22 protein-coding genes and 1 tRNA gene are annotated in these 21,510 nt (G+C 56.2%); 12 read left to right on the forward strand and 11 right to left on the reverse strand.

The features are described from left to right. Positions 1 to 48: 48 nt before the first annotated feature. The 6 genes from AB8880_12170 to AB8880_12195 all read right to left on the reverse strand — a co-directional run bounded on the left by AB8880_12170 (position 49) and on the right by AB8880_12195 (position 4,268). Positions 49 to 783 (reverse strand): SDR family NAD(P)-dependent oxidoreductase, encoded by a 735-nt coding sequence (locus tag AB8880_12170; GenBank protein ID XDZ65660.1) that lies wholly within the window; start codon positions 781 to 783, stop codon positions 49 to 51. Then, a complete protein-coding gene (locus tag AB8880_12175; protein XDZ65661.1) occupies positions 780 to 1,517 on the reverse strand; it encodes an SDR family NAD(P)-dependent oxidoreductase in 738 nt (245 codons plus the stop codon). The genes AB8880_12170 and AB8880_12175 overlap by 4 nt, the downstream gene beginning before the upstream one ends. A 180-nt stretch (positions 1,518 to 1,697) precedes the next feature. Beyond that, the gene (locus AB8880_12180; GenBank protein ID XDZ65662.1) at positions 1,698 to 2,477 is read right to left on the reverse strand and encodes an alpha/beta fold hydrolase; all 780 of its coding nucleotides are present in this window, start codon (positions 2,475 to 2,477) and stop codon (positions 1,698 to 1,700) included. After that, the gene (locus AB8880_12185) at positions 2,474 to 2,668 is read right to left on the reverse strand and encodes a 2-hydroxymuconate tautomerase (GenBank protein XDZ65663.1); all 195 of its coding nucleotides are present in this window, start codon (positions 2,666 to 2,668) and stop codon (positions 2,474 to 2,476) included. Before AB8880_12185 ends, AB8880_12180 begins: the two co-directional genes overlap by 4 nt. A gap of 24 nt (positions 2,669 to 2,692) precedes the next feature. Further along, on the reverse strand, positions 2,693 to 3,733 hold the full coding sequence (locus AB8880_12190) for an LLM class flavin-dependent oxidoreductase (protein ID XDZ65664.1): 1,041 nt from the start codon (positions 3,731 to 3,733) through the stop codon (positions 2,693 to 2,695). A gap of 205 nt (positions 3,734 to 3,938) precedes the next feature. Beyond that, a complete protein-coding gene (locus AB8880_12195) occupies positions 3,939 to 4,268 on the reverse strand; it encodes a hypothetical protein (protein XDZ65665.1) in 330 nt (109 codons plus the stop codon). A 61-nt stretch (positions 4,269 to 4,329) separates the two neighbouring features. Here AB8880_12195 and AB8880_12200 point away from each other — a divergent pair, with 61 nt between their 5' ends. From AB8880_12200 to AB8880_12215, 4 genes are all read left to right on the forward strand, one after another. Next, a complete protein-coding gene (locus tag AB8880_12200) occupies positions 4,330 to 4,614 on the forward strand; it encodes a hypothetical protein (protein ID XDZ65666.1) in 285 nt (94 codons plus the stop codon). Between the two features lie 363 nt (positions 4,615 to 4,977). After that, on the forward strand, positions 4,978 to 6,342 hold the full coding sequence (locus AB8880_12205) for an aspartate aminotransferase family protein (GenBank protein ID XDZ65667.1): 1,365 nt from the start codon (positions 4,978 to 4,980) through the stop codon (positions 6,340 to 6,342). Between the two features lie 51 nt (positions 6,343 to 6,393). Next, positions 6,394 to 7,344, forward strand: coding sequence for an agmatinase (locus AB8880_12210; GenBank protein ID XDZ65668.1), 951 nt, complete (start codon positions 6,394 to 6,396; stop codon positions 7,342 to 7,344). A gap of 42 nt (positions 7,345 to 7,386) precedes the next feature. Then, a complete protein-coding gene (locus AB8880_12215; GenBank protein XDZ65669.1) occupies positions 7,387 to 8,712 on the forward strand; it encodes an aspartate aminotransferase family protein in 1,326 nt (441 codons plus the stop codon). Between the two features lie 175 nt (positions 8,713 to 8,887). Here the strand turns inward: AB8880_12215 and AB8880_12220 are convergent. The 3 genes from AB8880_12220 to AB8880_12230 form a co-directional block, all read right to left on the reverse strand. Next, positions 8,888 to 8,962, reverse strand: a tRNA-Gly gene (locus AB8880_12220). A gap of 56 nt (positions 8,963 to 9,018) precedes the next feature. Beyond that, complete coding sequence (locus AB8880_12225; protein XDZ65670.1) at positions 9,019 to 10,155, reverse strand: DegT/DnrJ/EryC1/StrS family aminotransferase; 1,137 nt, start codon at positions 10,153 to 10,155, stop codon at positions 9,019 to 9,021. Further along, positions 10,152 to 11,129 carry a Gfo/Idh/MocA family protein gene (locus tag AB8880_12230; protein ID XDZ65671.1) on the reverse strand — a complete coding sequence of 326 codons (978 nt, stop codon included), beginning with the start codon at positions 11,127 to 11,129 and terminating at the stop codon, positions 10,152 to 10,154. Before AB8880_12230 ends, AB8880_12225 begins: the two co-directional genes overlap by 4 nt. Positions 11,130 to 11,381: 252 nt before the next feature. On the opposite strand from AB8880_12230, the gene AB8880_12235 reads away from it, so the two are divergent. From AB8880_12235 to AB8880_12255, 5 genes are all read left to right on the forward strand, one after another. Then, positions 11,382 to 11,927 (forward strand): prolyl-tRNA synthetase associated domain-containing protein, encoded by a 546-nt coding sequence (locus AB8880_12235; protein XDZ65672.1) that lies wholly within the window; start codon positions 11,382 to 11,384, stop codon positions 11,925 to 11,927. Between the two features lie 141 nt (positions 11,928 to 12,068). Then, on the forward strand, positions 12,069 to 12,980 hold the full coding sequence (trxA, locus tag AB8880_12240) for a thioredoxin (GenBank protein XDZ65673.1): 912 nt from the start codon (positions 12,069 to 12,071) through the stop codon (positions 12,978 to 12,980). Positions 12,981 to 13,008: 28 nt separating this feature from the next. Next, positions 13,009 to 13,686, forward strand: a complete 678-nt coding sequence (locus tag AB8880_12245) for an LON peptidase substrate-binding domain-containing protein (protein ID XDZ65674.1) — start codon at positions 13,009 to 13,011, stop codon at positions 13,684 to 13,686. Further along, positions 13,673 to 13,882, forward strand: coding sequence for a Trm112 family protein (locus AB8880_12250; GenBank protein ID XDZ65675.1), 210 nt, complete (start codon positions 13,673 to 13,675; stop codon positions 13,880 to 13,882). The genes AB8880_12245 and AB8880_12250 overlap by 14 nt, the downstream gene beginning before the upstream one ends. A 2-nt stretch (positions 13,883 to 13,884) precedes the next feature. Then, a complete protein-coding gene (locus tag AB8880_12255; GenBank protein XDZ65676.1) occupies positions 13,885 to 14,262 on the forward strand; it encodes a gamma-butyrobetaine hydroxylase-like domain-containing protein in 378 nt (125 codons plus the stop codon). Here AB8880_12255 and AB8880_12260 read toward each other — a convergent pair. Then, entirely contained in the window at positions 14,246 to 15,472 is a 1,227-nt protein-coding gene (locus AB8880_12260; protein XDZ65677.1) for an FAD-dependent oxidoreductase, read from the reverse strand. The genes AB8880_12255 and AB8880_12260 overlap by 17 nt on opposite strands. Then, entirely contained in the window at positions 15,465 to 15,992 is a 528-nt protein-coding gene (locus AB8880_12265; GenBank protein XDZ65678.1) for a D-glycero-alpha-D-manno-heptose-1,7-bisphosphate 7-phosphatase, read from the reverse strand. The genes AB8880_12260 and AB8880_12265 overlap by 8 nt, the downstream gene beginning before the upstream one ends. Positions 15,993 to 16,158: 166 nt before the next feature. Here AB8880_12265 and AB8880_12270 point away from each other — a divergent pair, with 166 nt between their 5' ends. From AB8880_12270 to AB8880_12280, 3 genes are all read left to right on the forward strand, one after another. After that, positions 16,159 to 18,510, forward strand: a complete 2,352-nt coding sequence (locus AB8880_12270) for a DNA translocase FtsK 4TM domain-containing protein (GenBank protein XDZ65679.1) — start codon at positions 16,159 to 16,161, stop codon at positions 18,508 to 18,510. Further along, complete coding sequence (locus tag AB8880_12275) at positions 18,497 to 19,120, forward strand: outer membrane lipoprotein carrier protein LolA (GenBank protein XDZ65680.1); 624 nt, start codon at positions 18,497 to 18,499, stop codon at positions 19,118 to 19,120. The genes AB8880_12270 and AB8880_12275 overlap by 14 nt, the downstream gene beginning before the upstream one ends. Before the next feature lie 103 nt (positions 19,121 to 19,223). Continuing rightward, positions 19,224 to 21,344 (forward strand): DUF294 nucleotidyltransferase-like domain-containing protein, encoded by a 2,121-nt coding sequence (locus AB8880_12280; GenBank protein ID XDZ65681.1) that lies wholly within the window; start codon positions 19,224 to 19,226, stop codon positions 21,342 to 21,344. Positions 21,345 to 21,510: the final 166 nt, after the last annotated feature.

Raw genomic sequence — 21,510 nt, forward strand, 5'->3', positions numbered from 1 at the left:
CCTCCCGAAATCTCAGCCCGTGTAAGACAAGGTGTTGAATGGCGTTTTTCATGGCAGGCTCAATTTTGTCATGCGGCCACCATCAACGATATAGACCTGACCTGTTATAAAACTGGCATCATCGGAGGCCAGGAAAGCGATTACAGCAGCCACTTCCTGCGGGTCACCTGCGCGTCCAGCAGGATGAATTTTTCCAAGATCACGACGGAAGGCTTCCGGGTCGTTCATGCTTTCGATAAAGTCATTGTTCAGGTCCGTATTTATCCAGCCGGGAGCCACGGCATTACAGCGGATACCTTCATGTCCATGATCGACCGCAACAGCACGGGTCAACCCATGAAGTCCTGACTTTGATGCACCGTAAGCTGCGTGCATGGGATTGGATCCCAACCCTTCTATTGATCCTGTATTGACGATACAGCCCCTGGTTTCGCGCAAGAACGGCAAGGCAGATTTGATCATCAAAAAAGGTGCCGTCAGGTTCAGCGCGATCGTCTTTGACCAATCGTCAAGTGACATATCTTCCACCCTGGCTTCCATCATCATGCCGGCATTGTTGATCAATACATCAATCTGGCCTGTTTTTGAGACCACCTGATCGATGATCTGTTGTGGGGCTTCGGGCTGGCCAAGATCAATTGAAATACTTTCAAAATTATCATCTACCCCACGCTGGACAGTAAATACGCGCGCGCCTTCATCTCGCAAACGCTCTGCCGTCGCGCGGCCAATACCTGATCCACCGCCGGTGATGATCGCCGTTTTGCCCTTGAATCGCATCATGATACAGGCTTTCCACCGTTAACCTCAACCAGAGCGCCTGTCATATAGCGCGAAGAATCCGAGGCTAAAAACATCACTACATCCGCAATGTCTTCAGGTTCAGCGATACGGCCAAGCGGTACCGTCTTCCCCAAATCATGGACGGCCCTGTCAGGATCGAAACCACGCTTCTCAAAACCTGAACGCAGCATGGGAGTGTTGACTTCATTCGGACAAACCGCGTTGACCCGGATGCCCTGATGGGCGTGATCCATCCCCATGCATTGGGTCAGTGACGCAAGTGCAGCTTTGGTCATGCAATAAAGGGCATGCTTTGGCCCCGGGGCTTTTCCGCCCCAGCATGAAGCTATGTTTACAATCACCCCTCCGCCCCTCGCCGCCATAATGGGAATGGCGGCACGGCAAATTCGAAACGGTGCTTCAACATTTACGCCAACAGACAAGGCCCAGTCGGCGTCACTGGTTTCGGTAACATCACCGCGCGTTATAACCCCCGCATTGTTTATGACGATATCAAGACCACCTAATGTTTCGCTGACATTTTTGGGAAGGGTATCTGCATAAACCGCATCCAGGAGATCACCCGGAAAACAGGCATCAGCCGAGAGGGTTGACGTATTGCGATCGGCCACGGCAACCTTTGCACCAGCGGATTTAAGTGCCGTGACAATAGCTTGACCAATGCCACCTGCCGCGCCGGTAACCAGCGCTTTTTTATTGGTGAGTTCAGTCAATTGACACCTCTTTCTTGAACAGGATGAACCAGCATTTTCAACATACATCATCAGGCCAGAGTTTATATTTATACCATGCTTTGGTCACGCCTGCTCGGTGCAAAATATGGAGCAGACATCCACGAACTAGAACACCATCTGAAGCCGGCGCCGGGTCATTTTGTTTCGAGACTTGAATGTTCAGAGATTGCCGATAAAGCGGATGATCTCGGAGGCAACAATCTCGCCTGCCTCGAGCAGAAGAGAATGCTTGTATCCGGGCAGAATAACAAGTTCGGCTTTCGGCAACGCTGCGGTGATCTGCTGATTCAGCCGCGGGTTACAGCCGCCATCATTCTCTCCCGTCAGGACAAGGCTCGGGCATTGAATTTCATGAAGCCACGGGCCCATTTCCGTTCCGGCATAGATGCGGAAGACATTGAGAAAAACATCCCCATCGGTCCCGATCACCTGATCAAGCCTGCGGCGAACAACATCCCCGTGATTTGCGATGAACCCGTCGGTGAACCAGCGATCTGTCAGGGTTTCGAGAACATCGGGAATGCCGCGATCTTCCATGGCCTTGACCACGGCCCAGACCTTGCGGCTATCTTCTTCGGATCGAAAGGCCGCGGTGGATAGAAGACCCAAGGAAAGCACCCGATGAGGGAAAGCGCGGGCATAGGCAGGCCCGATCATCCCGCCAAGGGAATGGCCGGCAACATGCGCCTGCTCGAAACCGGTTTGAACCCGGATATGCTCCAGATCGGCAACAAGATCATCAAGGCCAAATTCACCTTCCGGCAGGGGTGAGTTTCCATGACCCCTCAAGTCATAGGTCACAACGGTAAAATGTGGCACCAGCAGGGGCATAAGCTTGGCCCAGGTGTTCCGGGCAGCGCCAATACCATGGATCAGGAAAAGCGGGGGGCCACTGCCTTCGACAGAATAGGCGCAATCGACGGGAGCTGGCAGGATCATTTCGGCGACCTTTCGGCAAAGGCAACGCCGCCACGCCCCCAGTCTTCCTGGCTTATATCCTGAAGCACCACATGAACCGCTTCAGGGCTTGCACCCGTTGCGCGGCAGAACCCTTCCGTGACTTCCCTGATAATCCGGCGCTTGTCCTCGCTGTTGCGCCCCTCAAACATTTCGATACGAATGATCGGCATGACCCGTTTCCATTATCCTCAGCATTATTCGGCCGCCAGCGGAGAGCTCGGGGCAAAAACCGGCATCACCTCTTCGGCAAAGGCGGTGATCGTCTCCATTGTCTCACGTTGATCAAGGCCGAAATTCGGGTTGAGTATCACGCGGTCTATCCCAAGTTCGGCGTAAGGTGCGAGTTTGTCGATCATCTCCTGGGTATTGCCGATCAACAGGCTTTCCCCAAGCTCCTCGATTGGGGTCTTGCAGGGCAGGGGTTTTATCATGCCGTTGCGGACAATGCCCGGGCCGGTGAAAACATTGTCAAATCTGCCGTAATACTGATGCGCTGCCTCAATCTTGCGCTTCTTCTCGGTTGCGCTTCTGGCCATATGACCAACGCGCGACAATGTCAGCGTCACTTCCCCCGGTTTGGCGTCCATCTCGGCCTTGGCGCGGTTGAAGGCCGAGACCTGATCTTTGAGCAATTCATGATTGCCGGAAAGCGGTGTTGTCTGGATATGAAAGCCTCGTTTTGTGCACTGGTAGATCCCTTCCGGGTTCATGACCGCCATCATGATCGGCGGACCGCCAGGCCGGACCGGCCGCGGCATGATGGTCAATGAATCAAACTTGTAATAGGTACCATCCCAGGAAACCTCTTCTTCATTCAGCAACGCCTGCAGCACATCAAGGGATTCGTTGAACTTGTGTTGTGTTTCATCCATCGGAACACCGAGGCGCTCCATCTCATATTTGAATGCACCCCGGCCGACACCAAGCATCAGGCGGCCTTCGGTAAAGATATCTGCAACCACCACCTCACCTGCATAGACACGCATATCATGCAGGGGCAGCACCACGATCGACGTCATGATGTTGATACGTTTGGTCATGGCGGCAATCTTGACGGCAAACTGGAGCGGTGCCGGCATCATCAGGCAGTTCATGAGATGATGTTCGGTTATCGAAACAGCATCAAACCCGAGCCTGTCCGCCAGAACAGCCTGATCCAGCATATCCGCATAAACGCGGTCTCCCCCATAGGACTTGTCAGGATAGTCGGATGAAAGCTGGATGGAAAATTTCATGTTTATTCCTGTTGATCACGCCAATATCATTCAGGAATAGCTGGAAAACATCAATAGCCAAACACCACCTTACGGATTTCTGTTTCAGCCTTAACGCATCCTGGTTCTTGCACCCGGATTGTTATGCCTCTCATCCATTCTGCCTTGTTGTTTGTCTTGGCTGTTTTTCAAGACAAGAATAATTTTTGACAGGTGAAGTACAGGCCTACCCTTCCACAGGGAAGCCGAAAACAATCAACACGGAATAAATCTTTCGATTGCACAGGCTGACCGGTGGCAACTGTTCACCGGGCTTCAGGGGAAAAGCAGATAAATCTGCGTTTTCCGGGGTGCATGTGCCGCTTTCGCCTATTGGCGTGTAGCGCGCGGATCGGCATGGTCCGTGGGTGACATTACCGATCGTCTTGCCATCGGATAGAGACCATTTTTGTTTTCCATCCTTGTCAGGTTGCTCGATGGTCAGAAGTGATGCGTGGTCTTCCCCGTTTGTCACCAAATATTTCCCTGGTGAAATTGGAAAATCAGGGGCTTTCATGATAAGCCCGTTCTCATCAAGCCACCAGTCGTCAATATCGAATCTCCACCCGGCGGGAGCAATGTTACCTGCCTTGCGCAATATTTTGTATAACCGAAGCCAGACCCCGATGGGTCCGGGATCAACCCGCCAGATCCCCCAGGTTTCCGCACCAGTTCCTGAGGTGGCATCCGCTGGGGCAAGGGCGGCAATGTATTGGCTGCGCACGGGACGGTATTTTATTTGCGCAAAAACCGGGGTGACGATGCTTGCTCCAAGAAAAGAGAGAGTTGAAAGCAACCACCTGCGCCGCGATATGTTTCTGGGTATTTTCATGAACAACTACCACCACTTTGAAAAGCCATAGGCAGAAAACGTAAATCTGCATCAGTGCATATGATCAACGTTGCCCGCCCGCTTGGTTTAAATGTCTTGCCGGACCGTAACTGGATTTGCATTATCGACGGTCACCAAGGGTAAATATGGGTGAAAACTACAAAACTGCAAGTGATGCAATGACCAAAGTCAGAACCCGCAGCAGTATGGATCTTCCGGGGTGAAGTCCCCCCTTTGATGATTTTTTCTGCTCCCCTTAATTTTTTTCTGCTCAAGGTGTCTGTTTCCATGGATCGAAACCCGAGATTGCTCTGGAAATTGAAAATCGCATGATGTGGGTGAAACACGCATATTTCATATCGGTAAAAGATCAGCTCGTGCTAAGGTTCATGTAATGGTTAAAAAAGCAGGTTTACCTCAGGATCATTTCTACGCTCGATCCAATATCGTGCCCCTGCCCCTGATTGTCCGGGCCGAGGGCGTTCGCATGTGGGATGAGGAGGGCCATGAGTATATTGATCTGTCTTCAGGGCCTGTTGTAAGCAACATCGGTCATGGAAATGAGCGGGTGGCCGAAGCGATGGCACATCAGGCAAGAGTAATGGATTTTGCCTATAGCCGCGTTGCCAGGCATCAGCCGAACATGGATCTGACGGCGATGATCTCCAACATGGCGGGGACTGGATATGAATCGGTCGCACTGGCCTCAGGAGGCTCAGAGGCGATGGAAATCGCCCTTAAATTTCTGCGTCAGTATGTTGTTGCGACAGGTAAGGCATCGCGCAGGAAAATCATCACGTTGTCGCCGTCCTATCATGGCGGGACGATTGCGACCTTGGGGATTACCGGAGACCCGGATCTCGATGCGTTTCTCGATGGCTTTGCCATCAAATCAGAGAGGATACCAGCGCCTTGGCAGTATCGTCTTCCCGAGGGAGAAACGCCGGCAGGTTTCCGGATGAAATGCGCCGATGCGCTCGAAGATAAAATCCTCGAGCTTGGCGCTGAAAATGTGCTCTGTTTTGTCGTTGAACCCATCGGCGGTCTTGCCACGGGCGCCATGCCGATGGAGAAGGATTATCTGAATCGTATCCGGCAGATCTGCACCCGGCATGGTGTTTATCTTGTCTATGACGAAATTCTTTGTGGCACCGGACGTTCCGGAGAATTTCTTGCAAGTCAATCTTTCCCCGATGCCCGGGCGGATCTGGTTGTTCTGGCCAAAGGGCTTGGCTCAGGCTATGCCCCGCTGGGGGCTGTGCTGATGCCCGGGGCCATGGTCGATAAACTGGCAGAACTCACCGGGTTCAATTATTCGCATACCTATAACGCGAACCCCATTACCTGCGCGGTAGGTATTGCCGTGCTCAAGGAATATCAGGATCACGACCTTATGGGGAATGCCCGGAAACGTGGCGCCCAGATCAGGGCAGGCCTGGAAAAGCTTGCACATAGCCATCCTGTTATTGGCGATATACGGGGGAGGGGATTGCTTCTCGGGGTAGAACTGGTCACAAGTCAGAAGTCAAAAGGGAAGTTTCCGCCCGATTTCCCCCCGACGGAACATATCCGGCGTTGCGGGCTTGAACATGGTCTGATCATCTATTCGCGGCGGACAGCTAACGGCAAGAACGGGGACTGGTTTATTGTTGCGCCGCCGCTCACCATAACGGAAGATGAAGCGGATGAATTGCTGGAAAGGTTGGATGCTACCTTGCAGGAATTTGAAACCCTTGCGTCATCATACCTGGAAGATTGATGCCGCAAGCTTTTTCGCCGCACGAATATTGTTTTGAAAGGAAGCCCGGTTATGCCTGATCCAAAATACCAGCCTGTTGACGCCGCACAGGTTCCACGATTTTCCGATGTGGCAACATTCATGCGCACCAAACGTGTTGAACCAAACCCCGAGATCGGCATCGGACTTGTCGGAGTGCCTTTTGATATCGGGCTGAATTATCGTTCTGGCCCGCGCGAAGCTCCCGGGGCCGTGCGTCATGCTTCCCGACTGATCCGGATGGCGCATCCGACAACAGGTGTTGAGCCCTATAAGAACTGCAACATTGCCGACCTTGGTGACGCCCCTGTCAATCCACTCAATTTTGACGAATCCATCCAGAATATTCAGGATTTTTTCGCCAGATTGAAATCGCTGGACATACGCCCTGTCGCCATAGGTGGTGATCATACGATTCCGACACCTATTCTGCGGGCGCTGGCGGTTGATGGTCCGGTTGGGCTCCTCCAGATTGACAGCCACGCCGATGTTCTGGATGAAATGTGCGGCACAAAGATCAATCACGCCACTTTCATGCGTCGCGCCACCGAAGAAGGCCTGATTGATCCTGCCAGAACTGTTCAGCTGGGCCTCCGCGGAAGTCGTTTCGTGCCCGAAGATATCCAGTATGGATATGACCATGGCTTTACCATGATCCCCATGGATGATTACGAGGATATGGGCAGATCCAACGCCATAGAAACAATTCGCACGACGCTGATGGGTGGGCCTGTTTATATCACCATCGATATTGATGGGCTTGATCCTTCATACTGCCCGGGGACGGCGGTGCCGGAGATAGGCGGGATAACGCCGCGGGATACACAGAAGATCCTTCAGGGGCTGATGGGCCTTGATATCATTGGCGCTGACATCTGCGAGGTTGCCCCGTGCTACGACCCGACGGGCATTACCAGCGTGACCGCTGCAAACCTGATGTTTGAGCTGACCTGCCTGATCTCACATTCCATCAGGGGCAAATGAGCTGAAGAAAAAATGATTTGATTGATAGAATCTGGGGGGAGCATGCCGGATCAACGTCGAAATCTGACTCTCAAGACAGCTCTGGATGAGGCCAGGGTGGCCTATAAGGATGCCCATTCCGTCAGTTTTGATCTGTTTCAGAAAGCCCGGAATTCCATGCCGGGTGGGAATACCCGCACGGTTCTTCATTACTCCCCTTTCCCCTTCACCGTGGCCCGGGGTGAGGGATCGGTCATCTGGGATGCTGAAGGAAATTGCCTGACGGATTTCCTTGGCGAATACACGGCCGGCCTTTTCGGGCACAGTAATCCGGTGATTGCCGCCGCCATCGCCGAGGCGCTTGAAAAGGGAATTGTTCTCGGCGGTCCCAATCTTGTTGAAAGCAGGTTTGCCCAGCTGATCTGTGATCGCTTTCATGCCGTGGAACGACTTCGGTTTACCAATTCCGGGACCGAATCCAACATGATGGCTATTTCCGCGGCAAGGGCGTTCACCGGCCGGGAGGAAATCCTGGTGATGAATGGCGCCTATCATGGCGGGTTGCTCTCCTTTGAAGGGGCAGGCAAGATGAACGCGCCGTTCAAGTACAATTTTTCTGACTACAATGATACCGATCAGGCTGTTCACCTGATCATGTCACGCGGTGATGCGCTGGCCGCCGTGATTGTTGAGCCGATGGTCGGTGCGGGCGGCGGCATGCCGGCATCAGCCGAATTTCTGGGTGCCTTGCGGGATGCAACCCGAAAGACCGGCGCGCTGCTGATCTTTGACGAGGTGATGACGTCACGTCATACCGGCGGGGGGTTGCAGGGGTTTCACCAGATCACGCCTGATCTGGCAACATTCGGAAAATATATTGGTGGCGGGTTAACCCTCGGAGCTTTTGGCGGGCGCGCGGATATCATGGATCGTTTTAATCCCGGCCACCCCGCCGCTTGGGGACATGCAGGCACGTTCAACAACAATATCCTTTCCATGAGCGCAGGGTATGCAGGATTAAGCCAGGTCTATACAAAAGAGGTAGCCGATGAATTTTTCCGTAAAGGGAACGCTTTCCGCAACGCGCTCGCTTCTGACCTTGCCCGCATAGATATTCCCATTTCCGTTGCCGGACTTGGTTCAATGATGGTGTTTCATTTCCGTGAAACACCGCCGGAAAAACCTCTTCTCGGCAAGGATAAACCGCCTCAGGAACTGCTAGAACTTCTTCATCTTGATATGATCGAGCGCGGGCATTTCTACGCGCGGCGCGGGATGATCAATCTTTCCATTGAAACGACGCCGGAACAGATGCAAGCCTTCCGTCACGATCTGGGCGAGGTCATGGAAACACGAGCGCCGTTGATCAGGGAGGTTTTCGGCTTCTGATACATTGCCATCAATCCGGGTATCTTCGTTTCCGGATCCTGAAAGTCATCCGGTGTTCATCAAGTCAGGATGTGATTGCGATTGCTATTTTTTCTGCTTCTTTCAGGTGCAAGCGGGGCAAATGCTTGCAACTGATTGAAATAGCCTGGTGAAGAGGCTCCGTTTAAGGAGCGTATGGAGCGGGTGATGAGATTCGAACTCACGACCCTAACCTTGGCAAGGTTATGCTCTACCCCTGAGCTACACCCGCATCCGATGGGTGGAATATAGCCATCCGAAAGCGATACGCAAGAAAAAAATCATCGATCAGGCAAGCACCTCCCGAAGGGTGGTGATGATGTAATCCTGGGTTGCTGCATCGAGGTAGGGATGCATGGGCAGCGCCAGCACCCGGCCACAGAGATCCTCGGTCACCGGCAGCCCGTTGCCGGCAACCGGATACATTTCATAGGGCGGCTGCTGGTGCATGCCTTTCGGGTAGTAGATCGCCGTTGGAATGCCTTTGTCCTTGAGCGCGGCCTGCACTTCACCACGGTCAGCACCGGGTGCAAGGGTGATGGTGTATTGCGCCCAGCTTGAGCTATTGCCCGCCGCCAGCCGCGGGGCGGTGATGATATCGGAAAGCCCGGCCTCATAACGATCTGCGATTTGCTGCCGGCTGGCAAGCTCGTCTTCAAATATCTCAAGCTTCTCAAGCAGGATGGCGGCCTGAATCGTATCAAGACGGGCGGTCATGCCGATCCGTTCATGGCTGTAGCGTTCCTGCCCCATACCATGAATCCGCGCCGAGCGCATGATGGCGGCAAAGTCATCATCATCGGTGAAAACCGCCCCGCCATCGCCATAGCAGCCAAGAGGTTTGGCAGGAAAGAAACTGGTGGCGGTAAGTGGCGCCAGCGTGCCCACCGGCCGTCCCTTGTAGCTGGCCCCGAAAGATTGCGCGGCATCATCCAAAACCCACCAGCCTTCCTTTTCGGCAAGATCCGTGATGGCGTCCATGTCGGCAGGCTGGCCGAAAAGCCCGACGGTGATGATTCCCACTACCCGGATACCGGCCTTGTCGGCGGCGGCCTTTGCACTTGCAACACTGCCCGGGCTCAGGTTGAACGTGACCGGATCAACATCGGCAAAAACAGGCACGGCGCCAAGGCAGGGGAGAACTTCGGCCGATGCCGCGAAGGTGAAGCTCTGAACAATGACACCATCACCCGGGCGGACGCCAAGCGCCATCAACCCTAGCATCAGCGCATCGGTCCCGCTGGAACAGCTGATGACGTGGCGGCAGGAACAGAACGCCGCAAGCGCCTCTTCCAGCGCGCCGACTTCCGGTCCCATGATATACTGGCCATGATCCAGCACGCGGGCGACGGCCGCATCGACGCGGTCGCGGATACGGACCTGCTGGCTGGCAAGATCGATCAACGGAATATCGGGGTTGGTCATGCAGCGGCTCCTGTCCTGATCGCGGTTTCCATTCGTGTCATGATGGCCTGAACATAGAGGGCTTCGGCCAGTCCGGTCCTTGGCGGGCTTCCCTTCGCCACATCCAGAAAATGTGCCATTTCTGCCTTGAGCGGCTCACTCTCCTCAAGCGGGATGGGCTGGGCATCCCCGCGGTCAAGGGTGATGGCGCCGTTATCTTTGGTGACGGCGAAAGGATGGCGCTTCAGTTTTGCTTTCCAGGGCTTTGTATCGTCGAAAACCAGCGCCGCGGTGCTTCCGATCACCGTCAGGTTGTGGATCTTGACCGGATTATACCAGTTGGCCTGAACCGAGGCCGTTATCCCGGAAGAAAACTCGAGCTGGGCCGTGACCATATCATCGATACCCGGGGTGATGTGGCTGATGGCATGGGCCTCAACCCGGGACGGGATTTCCTCACCCGTCAGGGCGGCAATCAGCGCAAGATCATGGGGGCAGAGATCATAAAGAGCGGATTCCGTATCCCGGATACGCCCCGGCGCAAGGCGGCTTGCGCGGATGTGTCGAAGATCACCGATCTCCCCTGCCCTGATGCAGTCCAGCATCGTCTCGAAAGCGGCGTGATACCTGATCAGATGGCCCACGACCACGGGATGACCTGTCTCTGATGAAACCCGGGCAATGGCCTCGGCTTCATCAAGGCAAAGCGCAAGCGGCTTTTCGACGAAAACCGGTTTGCCCGCCTCTAGGGCCCGTGTCACGAGATCATGATGCGACGGAGCCGAGGTGACGATCGCCACCGCATCAATCTCCTGGCTTGAAACTGCGTCCTCAACACTCATGGCGCGGCAGCCAAAAGTGTCAGCAAAGGTTTGCGCGGCCACGGGATCAGCATCAACCACGGCCTCAAGACAGTTGAGCTCATCCAGATTGCGGGCAATGTTCCGGCCCCACATCCCGCAGCCAAAGAGCGCAACGCGAACATCTTTTCCCATATTGATCTTCACCCATACAAATCTTCTCTGGTTGCTAGCGAATGCCGGGATTCCCGTCAATCGTTGCATTTTGTAACCTGATGTGAAGGAAAAATACCGGCAGATAACCCGGCAGGACAGCAACGGGTGACGTCCGGCATGCGACACTCCGCCACAGGTTCGGGTGGGTAAAGCTTGATACTATGTGACCACAAGGCCGAATACTCGAATTAATCAACAAAACCAACAGCAAGCAATAAAGATATTTGAGCCATGTCAGCGATCGCCGCATCACCAGAGGCCGATGCATCCTCTGAATTTGAAGACAGCCTTCCCACATCATCCGTTCAGATGATGGGGATACTGGATGATCTCGGCATCTCCTATACGCTCCATACCCATCCACCGTTGAGAACAGTTGAAGATTCCCGCGCGCTCCGTGGAGATATCGATGGCGCACATATCAAGAATCTCTATCTCCGCGACGGCAAGAAGAAGAATTTTCTTGTTGTTGCAGAAGAAAGCCGTCCGATTGACCTCAAGGAGCTGGGTATTGCGATTGGCGGCAGTCGCCTCTCCTTTGGCAGCCCCGACAGGTTGATGGAATTTCTCGGGGTTCGCCCGGGGGCTGTTTCGCCCTTGACCCTGATCAACGATACGGCCCGTGACGTTACCCTGATCTTCGATGAAAGCCTCGATCAGGCGGAAATGATCAATGTTCATCCACTGGTGAATGACAAGACATTGTCTCTTTCCACCCCTGGGCTGCGGCAATTTCTTGAACATACCGGGCATTGGGCTGGCCGGATCGTGATCTGATGAAGGGATGAGGGGGATGAAATTGATATTAATGAATAACTTGCCAGCGGTTGCCAACGCCCCATCTCATAGGGTAATACCCGAATTTTTGTGTTACCCGAGGACAGTTTCCGCATTGAAGACGCAGGAGATCATAGACTAATGGTGCTGATTGAACAGAATGCCACCGGCAGTGATGTGAGCATTATCGATGTATCCACCGCAGATTTCATGGCGGAGGTCATCGAAGCATCGAAGGAAAAACCGGTCATCGTTGATTTCTGGGCGCCCTGGTGCGGGCCCTGCAAGCAATTGATGCCGGTGCTGGAAAAATGCGTCGCCGAAGCCGGTGGGGCCGTGAAACTGGCCAAGGTCAATATCGATGAAAATCAGGCAATTGCCGCGCAGTTGCGCGTGCAATCCGTGCCCACGGTCTATGCCTTCATCGATGGTCAGCCAGTGGATGGTTTTGCCGGTGCCCAGCCGGAATCGGCGGTTCGCCAGTTTGTCGACCGGCTGGTTCAGCAGGCTGGCGGCGCGGCGGCATCGATGGATGATCTGCTCGCGGCCGCCGAAGAGGCGATCGGCAGAAGAGACTTTGCATCAGCTTCCGCCATTTTTCAGGAGATGCTTGCCCAGCGCCCCGACAGCGCCGAAGCCATGGCCGGGCTCATCCGGTGCCTCACCGGGGCGGGGGAATACGCGCCTGCCCGCGACATGCTGGCCGCCATGACCGATGAGATGCAGGCAAGCGACGCCGTCCAGAAGGCCATCAAGGGACTTGATATGGCGGAACGTGGCGCTGAAGCGGCAGGTCAGCTGGCGGAACTCGAAGCCCGGGTTGCCGCCGATGAGAAAGATATTCAGGCCAGGTTTGATCTGGCCATGGCCCAATATGGCGCCGGCATGTCCGAAGATGCGATTGAAAGCCTGCTTGCCTGTATGCGGCTCAACCGGTCGTGGAATGATGATGCGGCGCGGCTTCAGCTGCTTGAGATTTTTGCCACCCTCGGGCCTGCCGCCCCCGAAGTGCTTGAGGGACGGCGTAAACTTTCGTCACTTCTGTTTTCATGATGAAGGCCGTTGAAAGGAAACCGGCATAATGAAACGTAGCGCCATCATTCCTGATCTTCAGGATCTTCCGGAAACGATACCCGTGTTTCCGTTGAACGGTGCTCTCCTGCTGCCCGGAGGGCGGTTGCCGCTCAATATTTTCGAGCCGCGCTACCTCAATATGATCTCCGATGTGCTCACCAGCCCGACCCGCCTCATGGGGATGATCCAGAGCACCACCTCAACCGGACAGAATGAAGTTGCCCCAAGCCTCTTTTCAATCGGTTGCGTCGGCCGACTTTCCAGTTTTGAGGAAACCACCGATGGCCGCTATCTCATCTCTCTTGACGGGGTGATCCGCTTTCGTGTTGAAAGCGAAATTGACATGAAGGATGGGTATCGCCGGTTGAAGGTGGATTACAGCACCTTCACCGATGATCTTCTGGTTCAGGATAACAGCATCAATCGGGAAAAACTGCTGAAGGCATTGCGCCGGTTCTTTGACCTCAAGGGCTTCACCGCGGACTGGGAGGCCATCAAGGTCTGTGAAAGCGAAAAACTCGTGACAACCCTGTCGATGATCTGCCCGCTCGAAGTTTCCGACAAACAGGCGCTGCTCGAGGCACCAACGACGTTTGAGCGAGCTGAAATTCTGACAACAATGCTTGAGATGCAGGTCTCGAGCCATGGCCTCATCTCCGAGAATCAAGGCCATGTCCGCCACTGAAAACGAAGATGCAAGACCACTTGATCCGATCTTGCTCGATCTGCTCATCTGCCCGGTCAGCCGCGGCCCGCTCACCTATGATCGGACCAGCCGGGAACTGATCAGCCGTCAGGCTGGACTTGCCTATCCTGTCCGAGACGGGGTGCCGGTGCTGCTCAAGGAAGAAGCCAGGACCCTCGACGGGGCGGAAAGCTGATAATGTCGGCATCGGCCACAACCCCGGAGCCATGGCCGACGGCCATTTCCCTCAATCCGGAGAAAAACACCCTCAGCGTTGTGTTTGATACCGGCGAGATTTTCAATCTCGAAGCAGAGCTTCTGCGGGTTGAATCGCCGTCAGCCGAAGTTCAGGGCCATAGTGCAAGCCAGAAAACCACCCCCGCCGGCAAGCGCAAGGTCAAGATTACCGATATCAAGCAGGTGGGGCATTACGCCATCCGGCTGGTCTTCAGCGATGGCCATGACAGCGGGCTCTTTACCTGGACGACACTGCATCGATACGGCCGCGACAGGGATGATCTCATGGCCCGGTATCTGGCCCGGCTGGAGGAACAAGGGCTCAGCCGCGACGGTTAAGCCCGCCGCTTGCCATTTTCATCGCCAGCGCCTTGAAGGGAGACCGATCCATCGCGGCCATGGCCATCCCCGCCGCGGAGCGGAGACTTTTCGGCCCGAAGGAGAAGAGCCGGTTGAGCCCGTCGGTTGCAACGGTCATGGCCGCGGTTTCGACAAACCGCTGCCTTGCATAGCGTTCCAGCACCATCGGGTCGCCGAAATCAGCCCCGTGCTCCATGGCCCAGGCCAGCGCATCTGAAATGGCCGCCGCATCACCGAGGGCAAGATTATAGCCCTGACCGGCAAGGTGGTGAATGCTGTGGGCCGCATCACCCACCAGCACCAGCCGATGCGCGAAAGGACGGATCGCATGGCAGAGCCGCATCGACCAGGAATGGCGTTCGCTTGCCAGGCTGAGCTCGCCGAAAGCAGGGCCGAATTCTTCTTCAAGAACCTGCCCGAACATCAGCGGATCTGCCTTGAGCATCACCGCAGCGTCTTCATCCCGGAGGGTCCAGACAAGTGAGGAAAGATGGGGATCGTCCAGCGGCATCAGCGCCACCGGACCGCCGTCAACAAATCGTTGCCAGGCGATATGCCGATGCGGCAGGCTTGAGCGGATATCGGCAACGATCGCGGTCTGGCCTGGACTTCGCCGGATTGTCCGGATCAGGGCAGCTTCCCGAAACGGGCTTCGGCCGCCATCTGCCGCAATCACCAGGGGTGTTTCCACCACCTCGCCATCATCAAGGTCAAGGCGGTGACAACGTGTATCTTTATGCTGAAATACATCCGGCGCTGGCGGGGTTGCCCTGCTGTTGCGGATACGGATCAGGGGATGCGCTGCGGCCAGATGCATCAGGGCGGCAATCACGGCACTGTTCCGCATGACATGGGCAAGCGGGCCGGTTGCGCTGTCATCCTCGCCCCATGACAGGAGCGTATCTTTCACCGCGTAACCTGGACGCGGTTTCTGGGCATCGCTCACCCGGATCTCACGCACCGGGGTGATGGCATGACCTTGATCATCCATGACCTTGAAGACACCGAGCCGATCAAGAAAAGCATGACTGGCGGGATTGATCGTGCTGGTGCGGATGGTATCGGTCCTGCCCGCGGCATGATCCAGCACAAGGCAGGAAACACCTCGATCGGCAAGCGCCAGCGCCGTGGCCAGCCCGGCCATGCCGCCACCGACTATCACGATATCATGCGTGTTGCTCTTATCCATCCTGTCCCTCATCCAGCCGTGCCAGCACATGGCGCATCATCTCATCGAGATTGCCGCCATCGAAAAGAAAAGCCCGGACACCGGCGGCTTCACCAGCTTCGAGATCTGTTATGCGGTCGCCGATCATGGCGCTTTCATTCATGGCGATATCATATTTTTCCGCCAATTCAAGAAGCATCCCCGGCAGAGGCTTGCGGCATGAACATTGCCTGAGGGCCGGATCAGGGGCAGACGGATGATGCGGGCAGAATGAAATCGCATCCAGGACGGCGCCATCTTCTTCCAGCAATCTTGCCAGATGCACGTTGAAATGAAGGAGTGCCGCCTCATCGTAATAGCCAAGGGCAATCCCCCCCTGATTGGTCACGACAGCGATCATGTATCCGGCATCACGGGCACGTCGGATAGCCGCCGCGGCGCCGGGGATCAACCGGCAGTCCTCGATCTTGTGGGGATAGCCGGTATCGACATTGATCACGCCGTCCCGGTCAAGAAAAATGGCCCGTGTTTTCTTTTCCATTAAAGAGAGATAAGCCGGAAACCCCATAAGCGCAATCGGTGAGGTGAGTTTTCTCGGGAAAAACTCAGCATCTTGTGGAAGCAGCAGGTGCAAACCTCTATATATTTGAGGTACAATTTGCTATGGCTTGACATCAAGGAAGGAAAAGCGAGGCTTTCACCCAACCATGAATGATCCCAAGACGGCGACACCGTTTATCTCTGCGGGCCTCAAAGGTTTCCTGCAACGGCGAATGGAGGAGATCTTCGGCCTGATCTGCCTTGGCCTTGGCGGTGTTGTCCTGGCCATGATCGTCAGTTACGATCCGGCCGATCCGTCCAGCCACACCATCTCAAGCATCAGCACCGGCGAGATATCAAATCTTCTCGGGGTGGTCGGGGCTGAAATTGCCGCGCATCTGGTGGCGGCGATGGGCCAGCCCGCGGCGATTGCCCTTGGGATTGCTTTTCTCATCTGGGGTATCCGGCTGATCCGGCATGCCCGGCCGGAGCGGATGCGCCGCCGGTTTCTGGTGCTGCCGGTTGCGCTCTGCCTGCTTTCATTTTCGGCCAGCGCCTGGCTTGGTGAAAGTTACGGCGGAGCGATCGGCCGGATGCTGGTGGCGCCGCTTCTGACCATGCCGGAGCTTAATCTGTCTTTGCCGGAACCGCTGGAGATGATCAAATACGGCCATCTGCTCATGGCCGCGCTGACGGGTCTCGGCCTCGTGGTCTATCTTTATGCCGCGGCGATTGATCGTGGGGAAATGCGTCTTGTCTCTCGTCTTCTGGGCCTGATGCGGCAGGGCATGCTTTATCCGGTGCGGTCACTGAAGGCGCTGGCCGCCCGGTTCTGGCAGGAAAGCCGCACGCCAAAAGACAGCAGCGCCAAGCGGCGGCAGAAGCCAAAGCCTCGGCGGGAGCCCGTGGTGGTTACACAGGAAAGTGCTGAAGATGACACGCCTTCCCTGACAGCCGCCAGGCGTCGCAAGCCGCGGGGCAATAGCGGGCAGGGATCGCTTGATCTTGAAAATGCCAGCGGCTATCGCCTGCCGTCGCTCAATCTTCTGGCGCCGCCGAACAAGGCGCTGGCCGGGCCCGACAAGGATGTGCTGGATACCAATTCCCGCATGCTTGAAAGCGTGCTGGCGGAATTCGGTGTCCGGGGCGAGATTGAAAAAGCCAGGTTCGGGCCTGTCGTCACGCGCTATGAGCTGTCTCCGGCCCCGGGCACCAAAACCCAGCGGGTGATTGGCCTTGCCGATGATATCGCCCGGTCCATGTCGGCGTTATCGGTGCGGGTTGCGGTGGTGCCGGGCCAGAATGTCATTGGTATTGAGTTGCCAAACACCGACCGGCAGACCGTGCTGATCCGGGATATTTTCGATGGTGATCGCTGGTCCGAGCAGTCGGCCTCCCTGCCGATGGCGCTGGGGATGGATATTGCCGGGCATCCGGTGATTGCCGATCTTGCCCGGATGCCGCATCTCCTGGTTGCCGGCACCACCGGTTCAGGCAAGTCGGTCGGGATCAACGGGATGATCCTGTCGCTTCTCTACACGCATACGCCGGAAACCTGCCGCCTGATCATGATAGACCCGAAAATGCTCGAACTTTCGGTCTATGACGGCATCCCCCATCTCCTGACCCCGGTGGTGACGGATCCCGGCAAGGCGGTCACCGCACTGAAATGGACGGTGCGGGAGATGGAAACCCGCTACCGCAACATGTCCAAACTCGGGGTACGCAATATCGACGGCTACAACAAGCGGCTTGAAGAGGCCCGTCGCAAGGGGGAAACCCTCACCCGCCGGGTCCAGACCGGCTTTGATGCGGAAACCGGCAAGCCGGTCTTCGAGGAACAGGAACTTGATCTCAATCCCCTGCCCTTCATTGTCGTGATCATCGATGAAGTGGCGGATCTGATGCTTGTTGCCGGCAAGGATATTGAGGCGGCGGTCCAGCGGCTCGCGCAGATGGCGCGGGCGGCGGGCATCCATGTGGTCATGGCGACCCAGCGGCCGTCGGTGGACGTGATTACCGGCACCATCAAGGCCAATTTCCCGACCCGGATATCGTTCCAGGTGACGTCGAAAATCGACAGCCGGACGATCCTCGGCGAACAGGGGGCCGAACAGCTTCTCGGCAAGGGAGATATGCTCTACATGGAAGGCGGCGGCCGGATTGTCCGGGTGCACGGCCCGTTTGTAAACGATGGCGAAGTGGAGAAAGTGGCCAATTTCCTTCGTCAGCAGGGTGAACCTGTCTACGATGACAGCGTCACCGAAGAGGTTGATGCCGATGCGCCTCTTTCGGCCATGGGCGGGTTGCCCGAAGACAACGGCGATGCCGGCCTCTACGATCAGGCGGTGCAGCTGGTGGCAAGGGAAGGCAAGGCGTCCACCTCCTTCATTCAGCGTCATCTTCGGATCGGCTATAACAGGGCGGCAACCATCATCGAGGAAATGGAACGTCGCGGTGTTGTCAGCGCCGCCAATCATGCCGGCAAACGTGAGGTGCTGATCGATGCCCGGGATTGATCTCAACTCTTGTCTTCGGCGTCTCCTCCTTCGGGTTTCGGGCGCGGTGCTTGCGGGGCTGGTGATTTCTTCGTCTGCCATGGCCACATCCCTTGAAAAGGCCGAAGCATGGTTCAGCAGCATCACCACGCTTGAAGCCAGGTTTATTCAGGTCTCTTCCGATGGCAGTTCGGCCGAGGGGCAATTCTATCTGTGGCGACCCTATCGCAGCCGGTTCGAATATGACGACCCGGTTCCGCTTACCCTGATCACGACCCGGACCTGGCTGCATGTCGACGAAGAAGACCGGCGCCAGATAACCAGCTATCCGGTAAGCGAGACACCTCTTGCGGTGATTCTGGCAGATCCGGTCCGGCTTGAGGGGGAAGGTTTCACCACCCGCGCCGAAAGCAGGGATGGAGTAACCCGGATCACCCTTGATCAGCCCGAAGGTGAGGCGGCGGGCCGGATCGTGCTTGAATTCACTGAACAGCCATTTGTCCTTCGCCGCTGGCTTGTGACCGATGCCAATGGCATCACCACGTCCGTATTGCTGAGCAATATCACCAAAGGCCATAAACTCTCGCCGCGTCTGTTCGTGCCGACCGAGTATCCGGATACCAGAAACTAGCGCGCCACCATCTTCACCGGGCCAGCATGGCCGGGGCTGGCCATTCCCGTCCGCTCAATCTAGGATAGTCACCGTAGCAGGTTTTCATTTCAGGGGGATGAAGATGACTACGCTTGCAACCATGCCGCTGGAAAAACTGCCGCTGGCGTCGATTGATCTTGAAACAACCGGCCTTTCACCTGCCCGGGACCGCATTGTCCAGATCGGCATGACCGATCCCTGGGATGAAACGCATCAGCTCGATCTGCTTGTCAATCCGGGTATGGCCATTCCTGAAAAAAGCACGACCATCCACGGCATTGACGATCAGCAGGTCAAGACGGCCCAAAGCATCGCCCATGTCCTGCCCCATTTCCGCGCTCGGCTCAACGGGCGGGTGCTGATCGGCTATAATATCGGCTTCGATCTGGCGGTGTTGTCGGCCGAAGCGGAAAGATACGGGCTTGAATGGGAATGGAGTGCCGCTCTATGCGTCCGCCAGCTCGGGGTGATTGCCCTCGGCAATGAGGCGATGTTGATGATGGGGGATCTCAACGCCCTGGCGGAACATTACGATATCAGCATCAGTGATCGGCACACCGCCCTTGGGGATGCCAGAATCACGGGCCGGATCTTTCGGGCGATGCTGCCTGATCTCAACGGTAAATCCATCGTCACGCTGGCCGATGCATTGCGTTCGGTATCCGGTCTTGATGATCTGAGGCTGTCATCGACCCGGGCCGGGTGGGTGGATGTGGCAAGCGGGCTGTATCAGCCGTCGCAGACCCGGCCGGTGGAACGCATCGACCCCTATCCCTACCGCCACCGGATCAGGGAGATCATGCTGACGGATCCGGTTGTCCTGCCGCCGGAAACACCCATCCAGATAGCCGCCGTGACCATGAAGGATCGAAAAACGGACTGTGTCTTCATCGGCCCTTCCACGAATAAGATTGATGGCATTGTCTCCGAACGTGATCTCGTTCACACCATGGCGCTGCCAATCGAGGAAGTCGGGCATGCACGGGCAATCCCGATCGGTCAGGTCATGTCGTCGCCGGTGATCACGGTCCGTGAGGATGATTTCATGCATGTGGCGCTGGGCCGGATAAGCCGGCTTGATATCCGCCATCTTGGTGTTGTGGGCGCGTCAGGGGAGCTGGTGGGCTGGATTTCCACGCGTGAGCTGATCCGCCAGCGCGTGACCGGCGCCATGGTGATCGGTGACCAGATTGCGACGGCCCGGGATTCAGCGGAAATTGCCGCGGCATTGAAGGCATTGCCCATGCTGGCAAGCTCCCTTCTTTCCGATGGCGTTGAGGGCCATCTGATTGCCGCGGTGATCAGCAGCCAGTATCGGGCGGCGCTGGCCCAGGCCGCCCAACTGGCCGAAGCCAGGATGGAAACGCCGCCGCCAAGGCCCTATGCCGTTCTGGTGCTGGGCTCGGCCGGGCGTGGCGAAAGCCTGCTTGCCGCCGATCAGGACCACGCGATCATCTATGACGATGGTATCGAAGGGGATGGCGCAATGCCCGATGATGCCGCGGTGCAGGCCTGGTATGAAACCCTTGGCGGGCATATTTCCGATTTCCTTGATGAGGCCGGAATTCCCTATTGCCAGGGCGGGGTGATGTCGCGTCACGCCAAATGGTGCCGATCGATTTCCGGCTGGCGTAGCGCCCTCAGTGACTGGGTGAAACTGGCACGGCCGGAAGATCTGTTGAGTGTTGATATCTTCTTTGATTTCGAGCCTGTCTATGGCCAGGTGGAACTGGCCTCCCTGTTGCGGCTTGCCATGGAAGGGCGGGCCACACGGCGGCCGGATTTTCTTAAAAGGCTGGCGGGAAGCGCGGCCAATGCCCAGGCCGGAACGACACTGTTCGGCGGCCTGAAGACGGAGGCCGGCCGCTACGATATCAAAAAATATCTGCTTCTGCCTTTGATCGAAACCTTGCGCGTTCTTTCCATCTCACGCGGAATTTCGGAACGCAGCAGCGCCCAACGTGCCGAAGCGCTGTATCGAACGAATACCGTGCCGCCGGAAGTACCCCTCCTGGCCGAAGATATTCATTTCGCGCTGAAACTTGTTCTCCGCCAGCAGATCAGTGATATATCCGCAGGACTGCCGCCCGGAACAAGGATTGAAATCACCGCATTGAGCCCGGCGGAAACAAAATTGCTCAAATCGATCCGCGGGCGGGTCAACCGGCTTGAGCCGATGCTTCAGGATTGCCTTTTCGGGTAAGGCCGTTTTCCCGCAAAAACCTTTTCGGCATTAAGGATTTGTTAACCATCCTTCTGCTAGAGTCTCGGCAAGGAAGGTGAGCCGCCATGCGCTGGCTCGTGCCCCGTAAAGGGGAGATAACAATGGAGGGAAGATGATGCTTCGCAGGATGGTTCAAACTATATTG

It is taken from the genome of Alphaproteobacteria bacterium LSUCC0684, from assembly GCA_041228335.1.
Lineage (GTDB): Bacteria > Pseudomonadota > Alphaproteobacteria > Puniceispirillales > UBA1172.